20 protein-coding genes are annotated in these 20,074 nt (G+C 77.0%); 5 read left to right on the top strand and 15 right to left on the bottom strand.

Annotation, left to right across the window (positions count from 1 at the left end; all coding sequences use genetic code 11):
* Position 1: 1 nt before the first annotated feature.
* The 4 genes from ftsE to BM048_RS00490 all read right to left on the bottom strand — a co-directional run bounded on the left by ftsE (position 2) and on the right by BM048_RS00490 (position 4,351).
* Positions 2-691 (bottom strand): cell division ATP-binding protein FtsE, encoded by a 690-nt coding sequence (ftsE, locus tag BM048_RS00505; RefSeq protein ID WP_090029789.1) that lies wholly within the window; start codon positions 689-691, stop codon positions 2-4.
* A gap of 218 nt (positions 692-909) precedes the next feature.
* Complete coding sequence (gene prfB, locus BM048_RS00500) at positions 910-2,022, bottom strand: peptide chain release factor 2 (RefSeq protein WP_090029787.1); 1,113 nt, start codon at positions 2,020-2,022, stop codon at positions 910-912.
* 11 nt (positions 2,023-2,033) lie between these two features.
* Complete coding sequence (locus tag BM048_RS00495) at positions 2,034-3,356, bottom strand: glycosyltransferase family 9 protein (RefSeq protein WP_308439486.1); 1,323 nt, start codon at positions 3,354-3,356, stop codon at positions 2,034-2,036.
* Positions 3,357-3,415: 59 nt separating this feature from the next.
* Positions 3,416-4,351: a PhzF family phenazine biosynthesis protein gene (locus tag BM048_RS00490; RefSeq protein ID WP_090029786.1), complete on the bottom strand. Its 936-nt coding sequence runs from the start codon at positions 4,349-4,351 to the stop codon at positions 3,416-3,418.
* 185 nt (positions 4,352-4,536) lie between these two features.
* Here BM048_RS00490 and rfaE2 point away from each other — a divergent pair, with 185 nt between their 5' ends.
* Together rfaE2 and BM048_RS00480 are read left to right on the top strand one after the other, a co-directional pair.
* Positions 4,537-6,075 (top strand): D-glycero-beta-D-manno-heptose 1-phosphate adenylyltransferase, encoded by a 1,539-nt coding sequence (gene rfaE2 / locus BM048_RS00485; RefSeq protein ID WP_308439485.1) that lies wholly within the window; start codon positions 4,537-4,539, stop codon positions 6,073-6,075.
* On the top strand, positions 6,072-7,010 hold the full coding sequence (locus BM048_RS00480) for a glycosyltransferase family 2 protein (RefSeq protein WP_090029782.1): 939 nt from the start codon (positions 6,072-6,074) through the stop codon (positions 7,008-7,010). The genes rfaE2 and BM048_RS00480 overlap by 4 nt, the downstream gene beginning before the upstream one ends.
* Positions 7,011-7,061: 51 nt before the next feature.
* Here BM048_RS00480 and BM048_RS00475 read toward each other — a convergent pair whose 3' ends face one another.
* From BM048_RS00475 to BM048_RS00440, 8 genes are all read right to left on the bottom strand, one after another.
* Entirely contained in the window at positions 7,062-7,499 is a 438-nt protein-coding gene (locus BM048_RS00475) for a hypothetical protein (RefSeq protein WP_203708744.1), read from the bottom strand.
* Positions 7,500-7,615: 116 nt separating this feature from the next.
* Positions 7,616-8,104: a pilus assembly protein TadG-related protein gene (locus tag BM048_RS00470; protein ID WP_239078696.1), complete on the bottom strand. Its 489-nt coding sequence runs from the start codon at positions 8,102-8,104 to the stop codon at positions 7,616-7,618.
* Positions 8,101-8,622, bottom strand: a complete 522-nt coding sequence (locus tag BM048_RS00465) for a pilus assembly protein (RefSeq protein ID WP_308439484.1) — start codon at positions 8,620-8,622, stop codon at positions 8,101-8,103. Before BM048_RS00465 ends, BM048_RS00470 begins: the two co-directional genes overlap by 4 nt.
* Positions 8,619-9,062, bottom strand: coding sequence for a TadE/TadG family type IV pilus assembly protein (locus BM048_RS00460; protein WP_090029781.1), 444 nt, complete (start codon positions 9,060-9,062; stop codon positions 8,619-8,621). The genes BM048_RS00465 and BM048_RS00460 overlap by 4 nt, the downstream gene beginning before the upstream one ends.
* A complete protein-coding gene (locus tag BM048_RS18550) occupies positions 8,993-9,397 on the bottom strand; it encodes a hypothetical protein (protein ID WP_239078714.1) in 405 nt (134 codons plus the stop codon). The genes BM048_RS00460 and BM048_RS18550 overlap by 70 nt, the downstream gene beginning before the upstream one ends.
* Positions 9,398-9,556: 159 nt before the next feature.
* Positions 9,557-10,564: a type II secretion system F family protein gene (locus tag BM048_RS00450; RefSeq protein WP_239078694.1), complete on the bottom strand. Its 1,008-nt coding sequence runs from the start codon at positions 10,562-10,564 to the stop codon at positions 9,557-9,559.
* Positions 10,561-11,418 (bottom strand): type II secretion system F family protein, encoded by an 858-nt coding sequence (locus BM048_RS00445; RefSeq protein ID WP_090029780.1) that lies wholly within the window; start codon positions 11,416-11,418, stop codon positions 10,561-10,563. Before BM048_RS00445 ends, BM048_RS00450 begins: the two co-directional genes overlap by 4 nt.
* A 4-nt stretch (positions 11,419-11,422) precedes the next feature.
* Positions 11,423-12,655 (bottom strand): TadA family conjugal transfer-associated ATPase, encoded by a 1,233-nt coding sequence (locus BM048_RS00440; protein ID WP_090029778.1) that lies wholly within the window; start codon positions 12,653-12,655, stop codon positions 11,423-11,425.
* Between the two features lie 159 nt (positions 12,656-12,814).
* On the opposite strand from BM048_RS00440, the gene BM048_RS00435 reads away from it, so the two are divergent.
* Complete coding sequence (locus BM048_RS00435) at positions 12,815-13,720, top strand: aldose 1-epimerase family protein (RefSeq protein WP_090029777.1); 906 nt, start codon at positions 12,815-12,817, stop codon at positions 13,718-13,720.
* Positions 13,721-13,795: 75 nt separating this feature from the next.
* Here BM048_RS00435 and BM048_RS00430 read toward each other — a convergent pair whose 3' ends face one another.
* From BM048_RS00430 to BM048_RS00420, 3 genes are all read right to left on the bottom strand, one after another.
* Positions 13,796-15,082, bottom strand: coding sequence for a M15 family metallopeptidase (locus BM048_RS00430; protein WP_139224255.1), 1,287 nt, complete (start codon positions 15,080-15,082; stop codon positions 13,796-13,798).
* Between the two features lie 370 nt (positions 15,083-15,452).
* Complete coding sequence (locus tag BM048_RS00425) at positions 15,453-16,496, bottom strand: hemolysin family protein (RefSeq protein ID WP_090029774.1); 1,044 nt, start codon at positions 16,494-16,496, stop codon at positions 15,453-15,455.
* Complete coding sequence (locus BM048_RS00420; RefSeq protein WP_090029773.1) at positions 16,493-17,848, bottom strand: hemolysin family protein; 1,356 nt, start codon at positions 17,846-17,848, stop codon at positions 16,493-16,495. Before BM048_RS00420 ends, BM048_RS00425 begins: the two co-directional genes overlap by 4 nt.
* Before the next feature lie 230 nt (positions 17,849-18,078).
* Here BM048_RS00420 and BM048_RS00415 point away from each other — a divergent pair, with 230 nt between their 5' ends.
* Positions 18,079-18,891 carry a response regulator transcription factor gene (locus BM048_RS00415; protein WP_090029771.1) on the top strand — a complete coding sequence of 271 codons (813 nt, stop codon included), beginning with the start codon at positions 18,079-18,081 and terminating at the stop codon, positions 18,889-18,891.
* Positions 18,888-20,069 carry a sensor histidine kinase gene (locus tag BM048_RS00410; RefSeq protein ID WP_373308399.1) on the top strand — a complete coding sequence of 394 codons (1,182 nt, stop codon included), beginning with the start codon at positions 18,888-18,890 and terminating at the stop codon, positions 20,067-20,069. The genes BM048_RS00415 and BM048_RS00410 overlap by 4 nt, the downstream gene beginning before the upstream one ends.
* The last annotated feature ends 5 nt before the right edge of the window (positions 20,070-20,074 follow it).

The raw sequence follows: 20,074 nt of genomic DNA, 5'->3' as shown, positions 1-20,074 counted from the left end.
CTCAGCGGTCCGAGCCGTAGACGCCGCGCGACTGGTCGCGCACCATCTCGCCGCCGGACAGCTCCACGACGCGCTTGCGCATCTGGTCGACGATCTCGTCGTCGTGCGTGGCCATGACCACGGTCGTCCCCGTGCGGTTGATCCGGTCCAGCAGGCGCATGATCCCCAGGCTCGTCGTCGGGTCGAGGTTCCCCGTGGGCTCGTCACACAGGAGGATCGGCGGGCGGTTGACGAAGGCGCGCGCGATCGCCACGCGCTGCTGCTCCCCGCCGGAGAGCTCACCCGGCTTGCGCTTCTCCTTGCCGGCCAGCCCGACGACCTCGAGGACGTCCGGCACGGTCGTGAGGATGTGGTGGCGCGGCTTGCCGATGACCTGGAGCGCGAACGCCACGTTCTCGAAGACCGTCTTGTTCGGCAGCAGGCGGAAGTCCTGGAACACCGTCCCGATCTGGCGGCGCAGCTGCGGCACCTTCCACGACGAGAGCGTGCCGAGCTCCTTGCCGGCGACGAACACCTTGCCGGCGCTCGCGCGCTCCTCGCGCAGGACGAGCCGCAGGAACGTCGACTTGCCGGAGCCGGAGGCCCCGACGAGGAACACGAACTCCCCGCGCTCGACGTCCAGGGTCACCCGGTCCAGCGCGGGCCTCGAGCCGCGCGCGTAGACCTTGGTGACGTTCTCGAATCGGATCACGGGTTCTGCCAGACGGGTCGGGGACGTCGGTCGGGGTGCGCACGCGCGCCGGGACGCGCCGCACCCGTGCCCGTCCCATCGGCCGGCGGCCGCGCACCGCGAGGGCTGTGCCGCCCCTCCCGGACGGGTGGGCGTTCGAGGTTAGGCACGCGCGCCCGCGACACGGCTGCCGACACGCCGCGCCGGCCCCGAGCCTGGGACCGGGCTGGGAGGGTGCGTCAGTCCTCGGCCTGACCGTTGCGGCGCCAGCGGATCCCGGCCTCGACGAACCCGTCGATGTCGCCGTCGAACACCGCCGCCGGGTTGCCGACCTCGTGCTCGGTCCGCAGGTCCTTGACCATCTGGTACGGCTGCAGCACGTAGGAGCGCATCTGGTCGCCCCACGACGCCTTCACGTCGCCCGCGAGCTCCTTCTTCTTCGCCGCGTCCTCCTGCTGGCGGGCCAGCAGCAGGCGCGACTGGAGCACGCGCATGGCCGCCGCGCGGTTCTGGATCTGCGACTTCTCGTCCTGCATCGACACGACGATGCCCGTGGGCAGGTGGGTGATGCGCACGGCCGAGTCGGTCGTGTTGACGGACTGCCCGCCGGGGCCCGACGAGCGGAAGACGTCGATGCGGATGTCCGACTCCGGCACGTCGACGTGGTCCGTCTGCTCGATGAGCGGGATGACCTCGACGGCGGCGAAGGACGTCTGACGCCGGCCCTGGTTGTCGAAGGGCGAGATGCGCACGAGGCGGTGGGTGCCGGCCTCGACGGACAGCGTGCCGTAGGCGTAGGGCGCCTTGACCTCGAACGTCGCCGACTTCAGGCCCGCCTCCTCCGCGTAGGAGGTGTCGAGGACCTTCGTCGGGTAGCCGTGGCGCTCCGCCCAGCGCAGGTACATGCGCATGAGCATCTCCGCGAAGTCCGCGGCGTCGACGCCGCCGGCCCCCGCGCGGATGGTGACGACGGCGTCGCGCTGGTCGTACTCCCCCGCCAGCAGCGTCCGGACCTCGAGCTCGCCCAGGTCCTTGCGGATGCCCTCGAGCTCGGACTCGGCCTCGGCCAGGGTGTCCGCGTCGTCCTCCTCCGCGGCCAGCTCGACGAGGGCCTCGAGGTCGTCGATCCGCGCGCCGAGCCGGGCCGTGCGGTCGAGCTCGGCCTGCGCCGCGGACAGCGCGCTCGTGACGCCCTGCGCCTTCTCGGGGTCGTCCCACAGGTCCGGGGCCGACGCCTGCGCCGAGAGCTGCTCGATCTTCGCGCGCAGGGCCGTCGGGTCGCTCACCGCCCGGATGGACTCGAGGGTGCCGCGCAGCGTGCGGATCTCGGCGGGGAAGTCGGTGGCAGCCACGGCCGTCCAGGTTACCGGGTGGCCGGTGCGTCCCCGGACCGCCCGGTGGACGACGGGGTGGGCGAGGGGGCGGACGACGCCCCTCCGGGCAGCGTGACCTCCGAGCGCCGCGGGGCCGTGCCCAGCAGCTCGCGGACGTCGGCGAGGACCGCGTCCGTGCCGACCTCGGCGACGAAGGACGGGTCGTGCGGGCAGCGCACGGCCGTCCAGCCGACCTGCGTGACGTCCGCGCCGCACACCGGGCACGCCCGCGTGAACGACATGAGGACCCGGTGGCGCCCCCGACCGAAGGGAGCCGCGTTGACGACGTTGCCGAACCAGAAGATGCCCACCGTGGCGGCGCCGACGGCCTGTCCCAGGTGCCGGGGCCCGCTGTCGTTGCCCAGCACCACGTCCGCCGTCGCGAGCACCCCGGTGAGGGCCGAGAGGGAGAGCTGGTCCACGAGCGAGCCGACGAGCGCGCGGGCCGGTCCGGTGACCCTCTCGTCGACCACGGCGAGGATCTGCTCGGCGGCCGGCAGGTCCGTCGCGTCGCCGACGAGCAGCACGCCGACGCCGTCCTCCGCCAGGGCGGCCGCGACCTCGCCGTAGCGCTCGGCCGGCCACCGGCGGCGGGGGTCCGTGGCGCCGGGGTGCACGACGACGAGGCGGTCCGCACCGGGCGGGCGGTGCGAGAGGCCGACGGCGCGCTCGTCGTCGGTCACCGCGACCCGAGGGTCGAGCGTCACCGCGGGGGCGCCGGCGAGCGCGGCCACCTCGAGGTCCCGCAGCACCTCGTGCTGGTAGTAGACGTACGGGACGGTCCGCTCGAGCGGCGGCGCGTCGGGCGTGGCGAGGCCGACGGTGTGCCGGGCGCCCAGCCGGAGCACGAAGGGGTTGGAGTTCCGCCCGCCGCCGTGCACCTGGACGGCCAGGTCGAAGCCGCGCGGGGCGAGGCCGGCGAAGAAGGCGTCGACCGCGGCCGGGTCGTGCTCGGCACCGGCCGCGTCCCGGATGCCGGGTGCGACGGGCAGCACCTCCACGTGCCGGACCGGCCCCGGGCGGTCCGCGAACAGCGCCCGGTGCAGCGGCGTGCCGAGCAGCGTGATCTCCGCCTCGGGGTACGCGGCCGCGAGCGCCTCGACGGCGGGCAGCGCGAACACGACGTCGCCGAGCCCGCCGCCACGCAGCACCGCGATGCGCCGGACGTCCGTGAACCGCTCCCCCAGGGTCCCGACGACCGGCAGGGCGGGCGCGGCGGTCGCCGGCGGGACGGCCGGCGGGACGGACGGCTGGGCGGACGGCTGGGCGGACGGCTGGGCGGCGGGCGGGACGGGGGCGGTCGAGGTGGGCACGCGGTACTTCTACCCGACCGCCCCGGGCGCCGCCCGTGCTCGTCGGCGGCGAGAGGTGGTCAGAGGTCGACCGTGCCGCGGATCACGGTGCGGCACGCGCCGCCGACCCAGGTGCCGTCGGCGCCCACCTCGACGTGCACGCGGCCCGCGCGGTCGAGGACCGTGCCCTGCGCGGCGACGTACCGCGGCGGCACGACGCCGGTGGCCACGAGCCACGGCGCGAGCGCCGCGTTCAGGCTGCCCGTGACGGGGTCCTCCGGCACGCCCAGCTCCGGGCAGAAGGCCCGCACCTCCAGGTGCGCCGGGCCGCCCGCTGCGTGCACGCCCACGACGCCCACCTCGAACCCGACGAGGGCCGCCATGTCGGGACGCAACGCGAGCACCTCGGCGGCGGTGCGCAGCCGGACCGCCGCCCAGCCCGGACCGTTGTCGGCCCAGGCGTGGTCGACGACGGCGTCGCGCCCGACGCCCAGGCCCGCCACGATGCGGTCGAGCAGGGCGTCGTCGAGCGGGCCCTCGCGCAGCAGCGGCGGGGCGGCGAAGGCGAGGGTGCCCGCGTCTCCCCTGAACTCGCCACCGATGTCGCCACCCGCGTGGCCACCGACGTCGCCACCCGCGTCGGCGCCCTCGTCGGCCCGTCGGCCAGTGGTCCGCAGCGGGACGATCCCGGCGGCGCACTCCTGCACCGGCCCGGTCGTCGCCCGCGGGACACCGCCCACCTCCCGCCAGGCGTGCGCGCTGCCGAGCGTCGGGTGCCCGGCGAAGGGCAGCTCGCCGCCCGGCGTGAAGATGCGCAGCCGGTAGTCGGCACCGGCGGCGGCCCCGGCGGCGGTCGGCGGGAGGACGAACGTCGTCTCCGACAGGTTCGTCCAGCGCGCGAAGCGGGCCATGGCGGCGTCGTCGAGCCCGTCGGCGTCGAGCACGACGGCGACCGGGTTGCCGCGCAGCGGCTCGGCGGAGAAGACGTCGACCTGGGCGAAGCGGCGCGTGGTCACGGACCGATCCTGGCACCGGCCGCGCCGGGCACCCCGGACGTCGTCGCTCGTCGCTCGTCGTCGCTCGTCGTCGCACGTCGTCGCACGTCACAGCGCGCTGACGGGCACCTCACCGCGCGGAGCAGCCGCGGAGGTGCTTCTCTGGCCCCGCCCCTGGCAGCCGACGCCCTCACCGGAGGTGAGCCGTGCCCGCGAGACCCGCGACCCCCGTGACCCCCGAGCTCGTGCAGGAGGTGCTCGGCGTCGCACCCCACGTGACCGTGGTGGGCGACCTCGCGCTCGACGGCTGGTGGTCCGGGCCGGCGCGGCGGATGACGCGCGAGGCCCCGGCACCGGTGGTGGAGGTGTCGCAGCGCTCGCACGCGCCCGGGCAGGCGGCCAACACGGCGGCGAACCTCGCCGCGCTGGGGGCGCACGTACGCCTCGTCGGGCTCGTCGGCGACGACCCCGACGGGCACAGGCTGCTCGACCTGCTGCGCGAGGCGGGCGTCGACGTGTCGATGGTCGTCGTCGACGGTGGCCGCACGCCGGCGAAGAAGCGCATCCTCGCGGGCGACCAGGTGCTGGTGCGGATCGACGAGGGGCCGGACGAGCCGTGGTCGGCCGCCACCCTGGAGGCGCTCGCCGACGGCGTGGCCGTCGCGGCCGCCGGCGCCGACGCGCTGCTGGTCTGCGACTACGGCGGTGGCAGCCTGGACGGGCCGGTGCACGCGGCGCTCGCGGCCGCCCGGCCGGGCGTGCGGGTGGTGGCCGTCGACGCGCACGACCTGCGCCCGTGGGCCGACCTGTCCCCCGACCTCGTGACGCCCAACGCCGCCGAGGCCGCGGTGCTCCTCGGCGGGCCGCTCGGCGGGCCCCAGGGGGAGGACCGCCCCGGTGAGGCGGAGCGCCGCGCTCCCGACCTGCTCGCGGCCGCGGGCGCGCGCGCCGCCGTCGTCACGCTGGACCGCGAGGGCACCGTCACGCTCGAGCCGGGACAGGAGCCGCACCGCACGTGGGCCGAGCCCGCGGACGAGAGCCAGGCGTCGGGCGCGGGCGACACCTTCGTCGCCGCGCTCACCCTCGCCCGCGCCGCCGGCCTGCCGCTGACCGTGGCCGCCGACCTCGCGCAGGCCGCCGCCGACGTCGTCGTCCGCTCGCCCGGCACGTCCGTCTGCACCGCGCGCCAGCTCCTGGCCCGGTGGGAGGCCCGGCACGGCGCACTGCCCGCGCACGAGCTCGTCGCCCGCCTCGCCGGGGAGCGGGCCGCCGGCCGACGGATCGTGTTCACCAACGGCTGCTTCGACGTGCTGCACCGCGGGCACACCACCTCGCTCGAGCAGGCCGGGCGCCTCGGCGACGTGCTCGTCGTCGCGGTCAACGGCGACGACTCCGTGCGCCGGCTCAAGGGTCCCGGGCGGCCGATCAACACCGCCGAGGACCGGGCCGCCGTGCTGGCGGCGCTGGCGTGCGTGGACTACGTGACGGTCTTCGACACCGACACCCCCATCCCGCTGCTGGAGCAGATCCGGCCCGACGTCTACGCCAAGGGCGGGGACTACACGCCGGAGATGCTGGCCGAGGCGGCGGTCGTGCAGGCCTACGGCGGCGAGGTGCGGATGCTCGACTACGTCGCCGACCGCTCGACGACCGCGGTCGTCGAGCGGATCCGGGTGACCGGGTCGGGCGGCGCGCAGGCCGCGCTGGCACCGGCCGCGGCGGACGCCGGCGAGGTCGCGCGGTGACCGCCCGCGGGGAGGGCGCCGGGGACGCGCGGGACCGGGCGCCGCGCGCGCGGAGCCGGCGCTGGTCGGGGGCCTGGGGCGGACCCGCGGAGCCGGGTCCGCAGCCGCTCGTCGACGTGCTCGTGCCGACGTGCGGCCGCGAGGCCGAGCTCGCGGTGACGCTGGCCGGCCTCGCGGCGCAGGACGACCCGCCGTTCCGCGTGATCGTCTCCGACCAGTCCGACGACGGCGCGAGCCTGGCCGCCCCGGCCGTGCAGGCGATGGTCAGGGTCCTGACGGCGCAGGGGCGGCCGGTCGAGCTGCACCGGCACCTGCCGCGCCGGGGGCTGGCCGAGCACCGGCAGTCGTTGCTCGAGCGTGCGACGGCGCCGGCCGTGCTGTTCCTCGACGACGACGTCTGGCTCGAGCCCGGCCAGCTCGCGCGCATGCACGCCGCGCTGCGGGAGCTGGGGTGCGGCTTCGTCGGGTCCGCCGTCCAGGGGCTGTCGTACCTCGACGACGACCGCCCGCACGAGCGCACCGCCTTCGAGGCGTGGGACGGCCCGGTCGAGCCCGAGCGCGTCCGCCGCGGGACCGCCGCCTTCGAGCGGTGGCGCCTGCACAACGCCGCGAACCTCGCGCACGTCGCCGCGGAGGTGCCGGTGCCCGTCGACGGGTACCTGCCCTACAGGGTCGCCTGGGTGGGCGCCTGCGTGCTGTACGACCGCGAGGCGCTGGTCGGCACGGGCGGGTACGACTTCTGGGACCGGCTGCCGAGCACGCACGCCGGGGAGGATGTGGCGGTGCAGTGGCGGGTGATGGAGCGGCACGGCGGTGCCGGCCTGCTGCCGAGCGGCGCGGTGCACCTGGAGGCCCCGACCACCGTCCCGGTGCGGGACGTGGACGCCTTCGACGTCCTGTTCGCCGCCGAGGACGAGGCGGCGGCCCGGCCGTAGCCGGTCCGCCGCCTCGTCGTCCGGTCCTGCTCCGGGTCGGGCGCCTCGGCCTCAGCCGTCCTCGCGGTCGGGGCTCTCCAGGCGGAAGAACGAGCTCGTCGTGCCGTCCTTCTTCTCCTCCTGGTAGATGAAGTTCAGGCGGCGGGTGTCGAAGGTGTCGAACCACTCGTCCCAGGTGACGTGGACGAGGCGGTCGTCGTCGCCGCCGAAGTCCAGGCGCAGCACGCCGAGGTGGTCGCCGTGCTCCGTGCCCTCGACCGTGGCCGGCACGCCGTCGCGGGCCTCCGCCCACTGCCGGATGACGTCGTGGTTGGTCGTCACCAGGCTGCGGCCCGGGCGCTCCGGGTCGTCGTCGGTCGAGGCGATCTCCTGGGAGTACTTGAGGCTCTTCGACGTGTCCGGGCCGGTGCGCACGTGGCCGCCGTCGGGGCCGGGGCCGCCGCTGTGGTCGGTGCGCTCGTCGGTGTCGTCGCGGTCGTCCTGGCTCACTGCGCCTCCTCACCTGCCGGCCGCCGCACGGCGGCCCGGTCTGCCCACGGCCCGCCACCTGCCAGCCGGCCGCGTCCATGCCACCCCGGGCCCCGCGACGCCGCAACCGCGGCGTCTCAGGAGGCGCGGGCGGTGGCCGTCGCGGTCAGGGGGACGCCGTCGGTGAAGGGCGCGAGCACCCCGCCGACGAGCGGGACCGGGACGACGGCCGCCAGGCGGACCACGACCGAACGTCCGTCCGGGCTGCCGGCCGACACGACGCGGACGGTGCCGAGGGCCGGGTCGGGGTGCGCGGCGACGTGGTCGCGCACCTCGGCGCCGACCGCCGCGTCCGCGAGCGGGAGCCCGTCGGACGGCAGCCCGCCGGCGTAGTAGGCGGAGGCGCTGAGCGCATCGGCCGCGTCGAGCGCGGCGAGGTCGGCGAGCGCGAGCAGCCTCTTGCGGTCGAGGTGCACCCCGGCGGCCCCCGTGACGACGAGGACGAGGCTCGCGGCGACCACCACGAACCCGAGCGCGAGCAGCGCGATGCGTCCCTCGTCGTCGCCGCGGCGCAGCCGGTCGACGAGGCCGGCTCGCCGACCCGCGCGCGGCTCCCCGGCCCTCACGGCGCGGCCGCCGTCGACCGGAAGCGATCCACGCCGGCGGAGCGCTCCGCGCTCACCGGCACCTCCAGCGGCACGGCGCCCCGGACCGCGGCGGGGACGAACGGCAGCGGCACGCGCACGGCCACCCGGGCCGTCACGGTGCCGCCCGGCGCCAGGCACGGCCCGGACGGGCACGCCAGCGCCAGCGCGGCCGCGGGGTCGTCGCCCAACCCGGCGTCCCGCAGGGCGATGCCGGTCGCGGCCACCGCGCGGACCGTGCCCGCCCGTGCGTCGTCCGCCGCGGCGAAGGTGCGGGCGGCGTCCCGTGCGGCGCCCTCGACCGCGAAGGTCGCCGCCTCGAGCCGTGCGAGCACGAGGACGAGGTAGACCAGGGGCACGAGGAGCAGGAGCGCGACGCCGAGCAGCTCGAGCACGGCGCTGCCGGCGTCGTCGCCCCGGCGCAGCGCGGTCGCGGCCGTGCAGCAGCGCTGCCCGGCACGGGTGCCGAGGCGGATGCACGCGGCGCGGAGGCGCCTCACGGGCCGTCCTCCGCCAGCGCGTGCCCGACGACCTCCACGCGGCCGGCCGGCCCGAGCAGGCCGAGGACCGGCAGCGGTGCGCTCACGTGCACGGCGACGACGTCGAGGCCGTCCAGCCGCTCCGGGCCTGCGGTCACGTCGCGGGCGTACGCCTCGTCGAGCGCGGCGACGACCAGGGCACGGGTCCGGGCGACGCCGTCAGCCGGGGTGCGTCCCCCGACCGCCGCGTACCGCGCGCCCTCGGCCGCGCTGTCGGCGAGGACGGTGCGCACGTGCAGGGCGAGCGCGAGCTGGAGCACGCCCGCGACGAGCACCGCCAGCAGGGCGGCGGCGAGCACGAACTCGACGACGGCCGATCCGGCGTCGGCGTCTAGGCGCCGGTGACGCCCGCGATCGCCGTGCGGAACACGTCCTCGAGCACCGGCCGCGCGACCACCCACAGGGCGGTGACGAGGCCCGCCGTCATGAGGGTCACGAGCACCCAGCCGGGCACGTCGCCCCGGTCCTCCCGCAGCCGCCGCCCCAGCCGCAGCAGGGTCAGCGAGGCCGCCGACGAGGCGCGCAGCGCGAGGGCGGACGGGTCGGCCGGACGGTCGCGCCGCGGCAACGACGGCGTCGCCGCCCGTCGCAGCGGGACGACGGCCGCGTGGTCCGACGACGGCGACGGCGACGAGGCTGACGACGCGGGTGCCGCCGTGCGCGGCGCGAGCCCCGCCGCGAGCGGGGAGGACGAGCGGGCGCCGCGGGTGGGGAAACGGGCGGTGGAGCGGGACATCGAGGACCTCCGTGGTGGGGGCGGGGGGACGGGCGAGGGGACGTGGGTGGTGCCGGACGCAGTGCCGGGAGGGGAGCCCGGAGTGGGGGCGGACGTGCGGCCCGACGCGGGGCCGGACGCGGGGACGGACGCGGGGACGGGGCCGCCGGCCGTCGGCGCTCACAGGCCCACCTGCAGGACCACGGCGCTGGGGAAGACCGCGAAGAGGACGGTCACCGGCAGGAGGAGGAAGACGACGGGCACCATCATCTGGACCTCCTTGCGGCCGCCGGCCTCCATGAGCGCGCGGCGACCCTCCTCGCGCACGTCCTGGGCCTGCGCGCGCAGCACGTCGCCCAGCGGCGTGCCGCGGTCGACGGCCACGGAGACCGCCTCGGCGAACCGGGCCAGCGCCGGGACGCCGGTGCGCCGGGCGAGGCGGTCGAGCGCGACGGTCAGCGGCGTCCCGGTCCGAGCCTCGGCGAGCACCGCGCCGAGCTCGGCCGCGAGGGGGCCGTGGGTGGTGCGCACGACGCGGTCCAGCGCGCCCGCGGCACCCTCGCCCGCGCCGACGGCGAGCGCGAGCAGCTCGGCGACCGTCGGGAGCTCGAGCAGGATCCGCGCCTCCCGCCGCCGGACGTGCGCGGTGAGGCGGACGTCGGGCAGCAGCACGCCGGCGGCTCCGGCCAGCACCGCGAGCAGCGCGAGGGCGAGGGGACTTCCGCCGCGCAGCACGCCGAGGACGAGCGCGGCGGCCAGGCCGCCCGCGAGCCCGACGGCGCCGTGCACCACCTGCTCGGCGCGGAACTCCTCCACCCCGCGGTGCCCGCCGGCGCGCACGAGACGCCGCGCGAGCTCGTCGCCCGGCCGCCCGACCCGGGCGACCAGGGCGGCCGCGTCCGCGACGACCGGGGCGAGCAACCTCTGCAGCGTGCCGCCCGCACCGCGCGCCACCAGGAGGTCTGCCCCGCGACCGCCACCGCTGCCGGCCTCGCCGAGGAGCCCCGAGGAGCGCCGTTGCGCGCGCAGGTAGGGCGCGAGCCGCTGGTCCAGCGTCACCCGGCGCGCCCGGTGGGCCGCCAGGACGAGGACCGTCCCGACCCCGGCGGCGAGCCCGAGCAGCGCTCCGACGGCACCCGGCGCGAGCGCCGCCGCACCGGCCCCCGACACGAGCACGGGGCCGCTCACCGCAGGACCCGCGGGTCGTCGGGCAGCCGCCCGAGCCGGACCATCGCCGCGTAGGCGACGACGGAGCACACGAGCCCGACGAGGAGCACCGTGGCCCCGGCCGGGGTGCGGTACGCGACGGCCGCCTCGGGCCGCGAGGACAGCAGCGCCAGCACCAGCCACGGCGCCGCGACCGCCAGCCGCGCGCCGTGCACGGTCCACGACTGCCGCGCCTCGAGCTCGCCGCGCGTGCGCAGGTCGTCGCGGAGGAACGCCGACAGCGTCCGCAGCAGGCGCCCGAGGTCGGTGCCCCCGACGTCCCGCGTCAGCCGCAGGGCCTCGACGATGCGGTCGGCCACCGGGTCGGCCAGCCGCGCTTTCAGCGCGTCGAGGCTCTCGGTGAACCGACCCGTGGCGCGGTGGTCCTCCGCGAAGGCGACGAACGGAGCCCGCAGCTCGGCCGGCCCGCGCTCCCCGACCTGGGCGAGCGCCTCGGGGACGGTCATCCCGGCGCGCACGGCCGACGCCAGGTGGTCCACGACGTCCGGCCACAGCGCACGCACCCGGGTACGGCGACGGCGCGCCCGCCCCTGCACGACGAGCACCGGCACGGCTGCGGCGAAGGCGCCGAAGCAGGCGGCGACAGCCGGCACGCGCACGGCCGCGAGGACGACCAGGGCGGTCACGAGACCGAGCACGGCACCGGCGGCGGCGACGTGCCCGGGCCGCACCCCGGCCATGCCCGCCTGCACGAGCGCGTCCTGCCACCGGGCGGGCACGCCGTCGTGACGGACCGCGCGGGCGGGGCGCACCCACAGCGAGGACCACACGCACGCCAGGCCGGCCCCGAGCAGGAGCCCCGTCAGCACGCCCATGCCGTCACCACCGCGCCCGCAGCAGTGCCGCGACGTCCGTGCCGGTCCGCGCGTAGCGGTCGGCGTGCGGCGGGAAACCCTCGCCCCGCACGAGGACGCCGTCGCGGGTGGTGAACAGCTCGGCCGTCTCGACCACCCCGGCCTCGACACGACCCGGCACGCCGAGCACCTCGCGCACGCGCCGGCGCCCCCGGGCGTCGCGCTCGACGTGCACGACGAGGTCCACCGCCGACGCGACCGTCGGCACGACGAAGCGGTCCGACACGTTCTCCCCCGCCAGGAGGGGCAGGGTGCACAGCTTGACGAGGGCCTCCCGCGCCGAGTTGGCGTGCAGGGTGCACATGGCCGGCAGGCCGGCGTTGAGGGCGATGAGCAGGTCCAGCGCCTCGGCCTCGCGCACCTCCCCGACGACCAGCCGGTCGGGGCGCATGCGCAGCGCCTCCTTCACCAGGCGGCGCAGCGGGATCTCGCCCTCGCCCTCGAGGTTCGCCGACCGCGTCTGCAGCGCCACCCAGTCGCGCGCGTCGAGCCGCAGCTCGAAGACCTCCTCGCAGCTGATGATGCGCTCGCGCTGCGGCACGGCGCCGGCCAGCGCGTTGAGCAGCGTCGTCTTGCCCGCCTGGGTGCCGCCGGACACGAGCACGTTGAGGCCGGCGCGCACCGACGCCGCGAGGAACGCCGCGACCGGCACGGGCACCGTGCCGAGCGCGACGAGGTCGTCGAGCGCACGGGCGCGCACGACGTGCTTGCGGATGTTGACGCTCCAGTGCCGCCGCGTGACGTCGGGGATGACGGCGTGCAGGCGCTCGCCGCCGGGCAGGCTCGCGTCCACGAAGGGGCTGGAGACGTCCAGCCGACGCCCCGACGTGCGGAGCATGCGCTCGACGAGCTCGCGGACGCCGTCCTCCGTGAGGATCGTCGTCGTCAGCTCGGCCTCGCCGCGGCGGGCGACGAACACCTGCGAGGGGCTGTTGATCCAGATCTCCTCGACCTCGTCGTCGTCGAGGTAGGGCTGGAGCGCACCCAGACCGGCCACGGCGTCGAGGACCCGGCGGTGCGCGACCGCGGGGTCCGGCAGCCGCGGCACCGCACCGCGCACGGCCCGCTCGTCGTAGTCGGCCAGCGCGTCGTCGAGCAGGTCGACCACGCGGGCGCGGTCGGTCACGGGGTCGAGGCCGCGCCGGCGCACGAGCTCGCGCACCTCGTCCTCGAGGATGGTCACCGCCTCGCCCGACATGCCCTGCCCGCCCCCCTTGCGTCCGGTCCGTCCGGTCTGACCGGAACGCTAGGGGCGGCGGGGCCCCCGGAAGCCGTCGTCCACAGGCCCTCACCCGTCCGCTGCACCGGTCCCGCCCGATCGGACGGCCGCACCTCACAGGCGCGCTAGCGTGGGTGCGTGAACATCCCCTTCCCCTCCGGGGGGCAGCACCCCCTGTCCCACGGCGACCACCAGGCCGTCGTCACCGAGGTCGGTGCGTCGCTGCGGCTGTACGCCGTCGGCGGCCGCGACGTCGTCGTGCCCTTCGCCCCCGAGGAGCTCGCGCCCGCGTTCTCCGGCGCCCTCCTCGCGCCGTGGCCCAACCGGCTGCGCGACGGGCAGTTCACGTGGGCGGGGACCGAGCACCAGGTGGCCGTCTCCGAGCCCGACCGCAGCACGGCCCTGCACGGCCTCGTCGCCAAGGCGCGGTTCTCCGTCGTCGAGGCGACGCCGTCGTCCGTCACCCTCGAGCACCGGCTCGTGCCCACCGACGGCTACCCCTGGCCGCTCGTCGTCGAGGTCACCTACGCCCTGTCCGACGAGGGCCTGCGCGTGACGACCCGCACCACGAACCTCGGCGCCGACGAGGCGCCCTACGGCCTGGGCTTCCACCCCTGGCTGGCCCCCGCCGGCACGGTGGACGACTGCGTCCTGCAGGTCGGCGCGGAGAGGCACGTGACCGTCGACGAGCGGCTGCTGCCCACCGGCACCGAGCCGGTCGCGGGCACCTTCGACCTGCGCGAGCCGGTCTCCCTGCGCGGCGTGGCGCTCGACGACGCGTGGGTCGAGCCCGTGCGCGAGGCGGACGGGCGCACCTGGGCCCGGCTGACCGGCGGCGACGGGCGGACGGCGGCGATGTGGGCCGACGACGCCTTCGCCGCCTGGCAGGTGTGCACCGGCGACGGCATCCCGCGCGTCGAGCGCGGCGGCGTCGCCGTCGAGCCGATGACGTGCATCGCCGACGCCTTCCGCACCGGGGACGACGTCGTCGTGCTCGGCGCCGGCGCGACGCACGAGGCGACCTGGGGGCTCACGCTCGTCTGAGCGGTTCCGCGACGACGCTCGCAGGACGACGGAGGGCGGCACCCGCGGGTGCCGCCCTCCGTCGTCGTCGACGTCTCAGCTGCCGTAGTACTCGCCGTCGGCCTTGACGCCGGTGAGGTACTCCCAGTGCCACCGCTCGTAGGGGCCCGAGCCGCCGGGCTGCGCCCAGTCCGGGTTCTCCCAGCCGAACACGCCCGCGTTCTCGTTGAGCCACTCCCACTTCGCGCCCGTCGTCGCGGCCGAGCAGATGTCGACCGCCAGGCCCCAGCCGTGGTTGCTCTTGCCGGGCGTCGCGGCGAGCCCGCCCTTGGCGGCCTTCACGGCGCGCTGCTGGGCCAGCGTGCGGTAGCCCGAGACGAGGCAGAGGTCCTCGCCGAAGCGGGCCGCGTACGCCTCGTTGAGGCCGGCCAGGGCGACGGCGGCGTCGGCCCGGATCTCCGTCGTGCCGTCCCAGAGGGTGCACAGGTCGGACTGCGGCACGAGCCCGTTCGACGGGCTCGACGAGGCGACGACGCCGGAGCAGCCCGGCAGCGGCGACCGCGCCTCGGAGCGGCTCGCGGCCTCGAGGGAGCGGGACGCGGGGGCCGAGGCTAGCGCGGGCGGGACCGCCGGTGCGTCGGCCGGGGCCGTCAGCGCGGTCACGGTCGAGGGCAGCTGCGTCGTGGCGGCGGCCGCCGCGGTGCCGGCGGCGGGCGCCTCGTCGTCGCCCAGGCCGTGCACGACGGGCACGACGACCGTGGCCGCGACGAGGGCGGACAGCACACCCGCGCGCCCGGCGCGACGGCGACGGACCGGGGCCACCGGCGCGGTCGCGGCGCGCAGCTCACGACGGCTGCGGACGGTGCCACCGCGCACCGCGTCGGCGGCGTGCGTGTGCACCTCGACCGGCCGGAGCACGAGGGTGTCGCCGTCCCCGCCCGCGTGGGTCCGCACGGTACGCAGGACCCGCTCGGAGGTGGCGGCGTCGGCGTGGGGCGCGTCGTCCGTGGCCGCGGTGGCGGCGCCGTGCTGCGCGGCGGCGAGCGCGCGCAGCTCGCGGCGGGTGAGGACGCGCGGGGCGACGGGCACGAGGACGGGCAGCGCCGGGGAGGGCACCGCATCGTGCGCCGGGGAGGGCACCGGGTCGTGCGTCGGGGTGTGGACCGAGTCGTGCCGACGGGCCGACACCACGGCGGGCACCGGGGAGGACACGGGAGCGGGCACCGGGGACGGGACCGTGGCGACGGTGGTGGGGGTCGCACCCGCCGCCCGCGCCGCGCGCAGCGCCCGCCGGGTCAGGGGTGCCGTCACGGGGGACGTGACGCTCGCCGTCGGCACCTGCTGCTCCACGCCACCTCCGCTGCTGTCCTGCGCTGCTGTCACGGCTCTCGTCGAGCGCCGTCCGTCGTCCTGCCACGTCCCCCGTGCACGGGCAGGCGTCGGCCGCGCGCCGGGCGCGCAGCCGGACCGGGGTCCGCGGGAGGACCGCCACCGCGCCCCGGCGCGGGCCGGCTCGGATGAGCCAGACGGTCAGGGCACGCCGCGCTCCGGCGTCGGGGCCGGTCCGCGATGCGGTCACGAAACCATAACGGCCGATCGCGGCGCCTCCAAGCCCCTGCCCGCGTGGTGTGCACGACCGGCCGGGCGCGCTGCCTGCGCAGCGCACCGCGCGACCCCTCGTGTGTGACCAAGGTCTCGGGTCCCCGCCGTGCGACCGGCGCCGACCACCGGTAACGAGGCCCCGGGAAAGCCGTCAGCGGATGCGCCCCCGCTGCATCGCGTCCCGGACCTCGCCGACGAGCTCCTCGAGGATGTCCTCGAGGAACACGACGCCCACCGTGCGCCCGCCGTCGGTGACGCGGGCCAGGTGCGTCCCGGAGCGCTGCATGGCGGCCAGCGCCTCCTCCACCTCGTCGCCGGGGCGGACCTCGGCCAGGGCGCGCCGGCGCCACGGCGGCACGGGCAGGTGCCGCGTGCCCTCCACCGCGTACAGGACGTCCTTGACGTGCAGGTAGCCGACCGGCGAGCCGTCCGGCCCGGCGACGGTGAACCGCGAGTACCCGGTCCGGGCGACGAGGTGCTCCAGGTCGTCCGGCGTGCCCGCCGCCGGCAGGCTGACGAGCTGCTCCACGGGGACCATGACGTCGGCGGCCGTCCGCTCGGAGAACTCGAGGGCGCCGGCGAGCAGCCCCTGGGAGTCCTCCAGCAGCCCCTCGGCCTGCGACCGCTCGACGATCGACTGGACCTCCTCCGCGGTGTAGGCGGAGGCGACCTCGTCCTTGGGCTCAACCCGCACGAGGCGCAGGGCGTGGTTGGCGAGCCAGTTCAGCGCGGCGATGACGGGCCGCACGACCCGCGCGATCCACACGAGCGGCGGGCCGAAGACGAGCACGGCCCGGTCCGGCCCGGCGACGGCGAGGTTCTTGGGGACCATCTCCCCCAGCACGACGTGCAGGTAGACGACGACGACCAGCGCGATGACGAAGGCGATCGGGTGCGCGAGCGCCGTGCTGACGCCCACGGCGTGCAGCGGCGTCTCGATGAAGTGGGCGATCGCGGGCTCGGCGACGACGCCGAGGCTCGTCGAGCAGACCGTGATGCCCAGCTGCGCGCAGGCGAGCATGAGGGAGACGTGCTCCATGGCCCACAGCACCGTGGTCGCGCGTCGGTTCCCGGCCTCGGCCAGCGGCTCCAGGGCGCTGCGGCGCGCGGAGATGATGCTGAACTCCGCGGCGACGAAGAACGCGTTGCCCGCCAGCAGCAGCACGGCGAGGAGGAGGGCGACGCCGGTGCTCATGCGGCCCCCGTCCGGACCTCGCGACCGCGGCCCGCGGGCTCCGGCGCCTCGGCCGGCGCGACCGGCACGGCCCGGACCTGCTCGACCCGCCGCCCGTCCATCTCCTCGACGGTCAGCCGGACGGTGCCGACCTCGACGACGTCGCCGGCGACGGGGATCCGCCCGAGCGCGGCCATGACGAGCCCGCCGAGCGTCTCGTAGGGGCCCTCCTCCGGCACGCGGAGCTCCGTGAGCTCGGTCAACTCGTCCGGCCGCGTGGTGCCCGGCAGCAGCCACGAGCCGTCCGAGCCGCGCAGCACGGCGGCCTGGCGCGGGTCGTGCTCGTCGGCCACCTCCCCCACGAGCTCCTCGACCACGTCCTCCAGCGTCACGAGCCCCGAGGTGCCGCCGTACTCGTCGACGACGACCGCCATCTGCAGGCCGTGGTCGCGGAGCTCGACGAGGAGCGGCCCCAGGCGCACCGTCTCCGGCACCCGGGGCGCCTCGACCATGAGCGCGGCAGCCGGCACGTCCGCGCGGCGGTCGTGCGGGACGGCGATCGCGCGGCGCAGGTGCACCAGCCCGACGACGTCGTCCGCGCTGTCCCCGATCACCGGGAAGCGGGAGTGCCCCGACCGCTGCGCGAGGCGCATGACGGCCGTGGCGGAGTCCTCGCGCCGGACCGTCACCATCCGCAGCCGGTCGGTCATGACGTCGACGGCCGTGAGGTCCTCGAAGTCGATGGAGTTCGTCAGCAGCGTGGCCGTCGACTCGTCGAGGGTGCCCTCCTGGGCCGAGCGGCGCACGAGCGCGGCGAGCTCCTGCGCCGACCGTCCGCCGGACAGCTCCTCGCGCGGCTCGACGCCGAAGCGCCGCAGGATCGTCTCGGCCGTCCCGTTGAGCGCGGCGATGACGGGCCGCAGCGCGGTGGTGAACCCGGCCTGCGCGGGCACGACCGCCTTCGCGGTGCCCAGCGGCCGGGCGATGGCGAAGTTCTTGGGGACGAGCTCCCCGATCAGCATGGAGAAGCCGTTCACGAGGACGACGGTCAGCACGCCGGCGACGACGCCGCCGACGGCCGGGCCGAGCGCGGACCCCTCGAGCGGCAGGCCGAGCAGCCGCGCGACGGCGGGCTGCGTCGTGTAGCCCAGCAGGACGGTCGTCATCGTGATGCCGACCTGCGCGCCGGACAGCTCCGTCGACAGGCGGCGCAGCGAGCGCACCACCCGGGCGGCGCGGCGGTCGTCGGGTCCGGCCTGCTTCTCGACGAGGTCCGCGTCGAGCGTGACCAGCGAGAACTCGGCGGCGACGAAGACCGCGGTGCCGACCGTCAGCACGATGCCGAGGAGCACCAGCCCCCAGTCGCCTAGCACGGGTGCACCGACGCGGTCGGGTGCCCGGCGGCCGCGGCGCGACGGGCGCGCGGGGCGGGGGCAGCGGTGGAGGTCGGCAGGTGGCTGCCGAGGTGCAGGGGGCCGGCGCAGGTGCGGCCGGGTCGCACGGACCCGGGGGCAGGCCGGCTCGGACTTGAGCCGCTCATGGTGGCGACGATGATACGGACGCGCGCCCCGGCGTGCGCGGGGTCCTGTGCCACGCTGGCCCCATGTCGACGACGGCGCGCACGACCCCCCTCGGCAGCACCCCTGGCAGCACACCCGGCAGCACACCCGGCAGCACCCCCGGCGGCGCTCCGGGCACCAACCACGGCACCGCGCCCACGGTGCTCGTCGTGGAGGACGAGCCCGCCATCGCGCAGGCGGTCGCGCGCCGCCTGGCCGCCGAGGGGTGGCGCGTGGACACCGTCGGTGACGGGCCGGCCGCCGTCGAGGCGGCGGCGCGGCTGCGGCCGGACGCCGTCGTGCTCGACGTCATGCTGCCCGGCATCGACGGCCTCGAGGTGTGCCGCCGGATCCAGGCGGACCAGCCCGTGCCGGTGCTCATGCTCACCGCGCGCGACGACGAGACGGACATGCTCGTCGGGCTCGGCGTCGGCGCGGACGACTACATGACCAAGCCGTTCTCCATGCGCGAGCTCGTGGCGCGCCTCAAGGCCCTCGTCCGGCGGTCGGAGCGGGCGCGCCAGGCGGCCGCGCAGGCGGTGGCCCGGGCCCCGGAGGCGCCCCTCGTCGTCGGGGACGTCACCGTCGACCGCGCCCAGCGCCGCGTGGTGCGCGGCGGGGCCGAGGTGCACCTGACCCCGACCGAGTTCGACCTGCTCGTCGCCCTCGCGTCCACGCCGCGCACGGTCCTCACCCGCGAGCGCCTGCTGGCCGAGGTGTGGGACTGGGTCGACGCGAGCGGCACCCGCACCGTCGACTCCCACGTCAAGGCGCTGCGGCGCAAGCTCGGCGCGGACCTCGTCCGCACGGTCCACGGCGTCGGCTACGCCTTCGAGCCGGCGGCGGCGCCGTCGTGAGCGTGCCGCGGCACGGCCGGGAGGTCCGCGGCGGCCGACGCGTGCCCGGGTCGGCCGGCGGCGTGCGCGACCCGCGCCGCGACGTCCGGCCGCTGGACCGCCTGCGGTCCCTGAAGATGAAGCTGGGCGTGCTCGTCGCCGCCACCGTGACGCTGGCGGCCTTCCTCACCTGGGCCGGGCTCTACCAGCACCTCGGCCCCACGCGCACGCTGCCGGTCGCGATCGTCGTGTCCCTGGTCGTGACCCAGGTGCTCGCGCGGGGGATGACGTCCCCGCTGCGGGAGATGACGGCCGCGGCCCGCGCGATGGCCGCCGGGGACTACTCCCGCCGCGTGCGGGCGACGAGCCGCGACGAGGTCGGTCAGCTCGCGGCGGCCTTCAACACGATGGCCGAGGACCTCCAGCAGGCGGACCTGCAGCGGCGCGAGCTCGTCGCCAACGTCTCCCACGAGCTGCGCACCCCGGTCACGGCGCTGCGCGCGCAGCTGGAGAACCTCGTCGACGGCGTCGAGGACCCCGATCCCGCGACGCTGGCCACCGCGCTCGCGCAGACCGAGCGGCTGGGACACCTCGTCGCGACGCTGCTGGACCTGTCCCGCCTGGAGGCGGGGGCGGTCGGGCTGCAGGTGGCCGAGGTCCCGCTCGCCCGGCTGCTCGCCGACGCCGCCGACGAGGGCGCGCTCGTCGCCCCGGCCAAGCACCTCACCTTCCCCGTCCGGGTCGAGCCGGCGGACCTCACCGTGCCGGCCGACGCGGCACGGTTGCAGCAGGTGCTGGCCAACCTCGTGCAGAACGCCGTGCGGCACTCCCCCTCGGGCGTCCCCGTCGACCTCGTGGCGCGGCGGCAGGGTGCGGAGGTGCTCCTCGAGGTCACCGACCGGGGCCCGGGCATCGCACCCGACCAGCGCCAGCGGGTGTTCGAGCGGTTCGTGCGCGGCAACACGCCGGCTGTGACGGGCCAACACTCGACGGGCGGCACCGGGCTGGGCCTGGCGATCGTGCGGTGGGCGGTCGAGCTGCACGGGGGACGGATCGAGGTGGCGGACACGCCGAGCGGGTGCACGATGCGCGTGCACCTGCCCGCCCGGCGGGCCACGACGACCAGCACGGTCACGACGAGCGACGGCAGGGGCGACGGCAGCACGGCAGACGCCGGGCGTGCGCAGACGCGCGCTTGACCCCG

This window comes from Cellulomonas marina, assembly GCF_900111925.1.
In the GTDB taxonomy this organism is placed as follows: domain Bacteria; phylum Actinomycetota; class Actinomycetes; order Actinomycetales; family Cellulomonadaceae; genus Cellulomonas; species Cellulomonas marina.
This window is presented reverse-complemented; position numbering and strand designations above follow the sequence as displayed.

Coding starts and splice junctions, on each gene's coding strand:
- BM048_RS18550 (WP_239078714.1), bottom strand. CDS start 9,397: ATGTCCCGCTCCACCGCCCGTTTCCCCACCCGCGGCGCCCGCTCGTCC.
- BM048_RS00445 (WP_090029780.1), bottom strand. CDS start 11,418: ATGGGCGTGCTGACGGGGCTCCTGCTCGGGGCCGGCCTGGCGTGCGTG.
- BM048_RS00440 (WP_090029778.1), bottom strand. CDS start 12,655: ATGTCGGGCGAGGCGGTGACCATCCTCGAGGACGAGGTGCGCGAGCTC.
- BM048_RS00425 (WP_090029774.1), bottom strand. CDS start 16,496: ATGAGCACCGGCGTCGCCCTCCTCCTCGCCGTGCTGCTGCTGGCGGGC.
- BM048_RS00415 (WP_090029771.1), top strand. CDS start 18,079: ATGTCGACGACGGCGCGCACGACCCCCCTCGGCAGCACCCCTGGCAGC.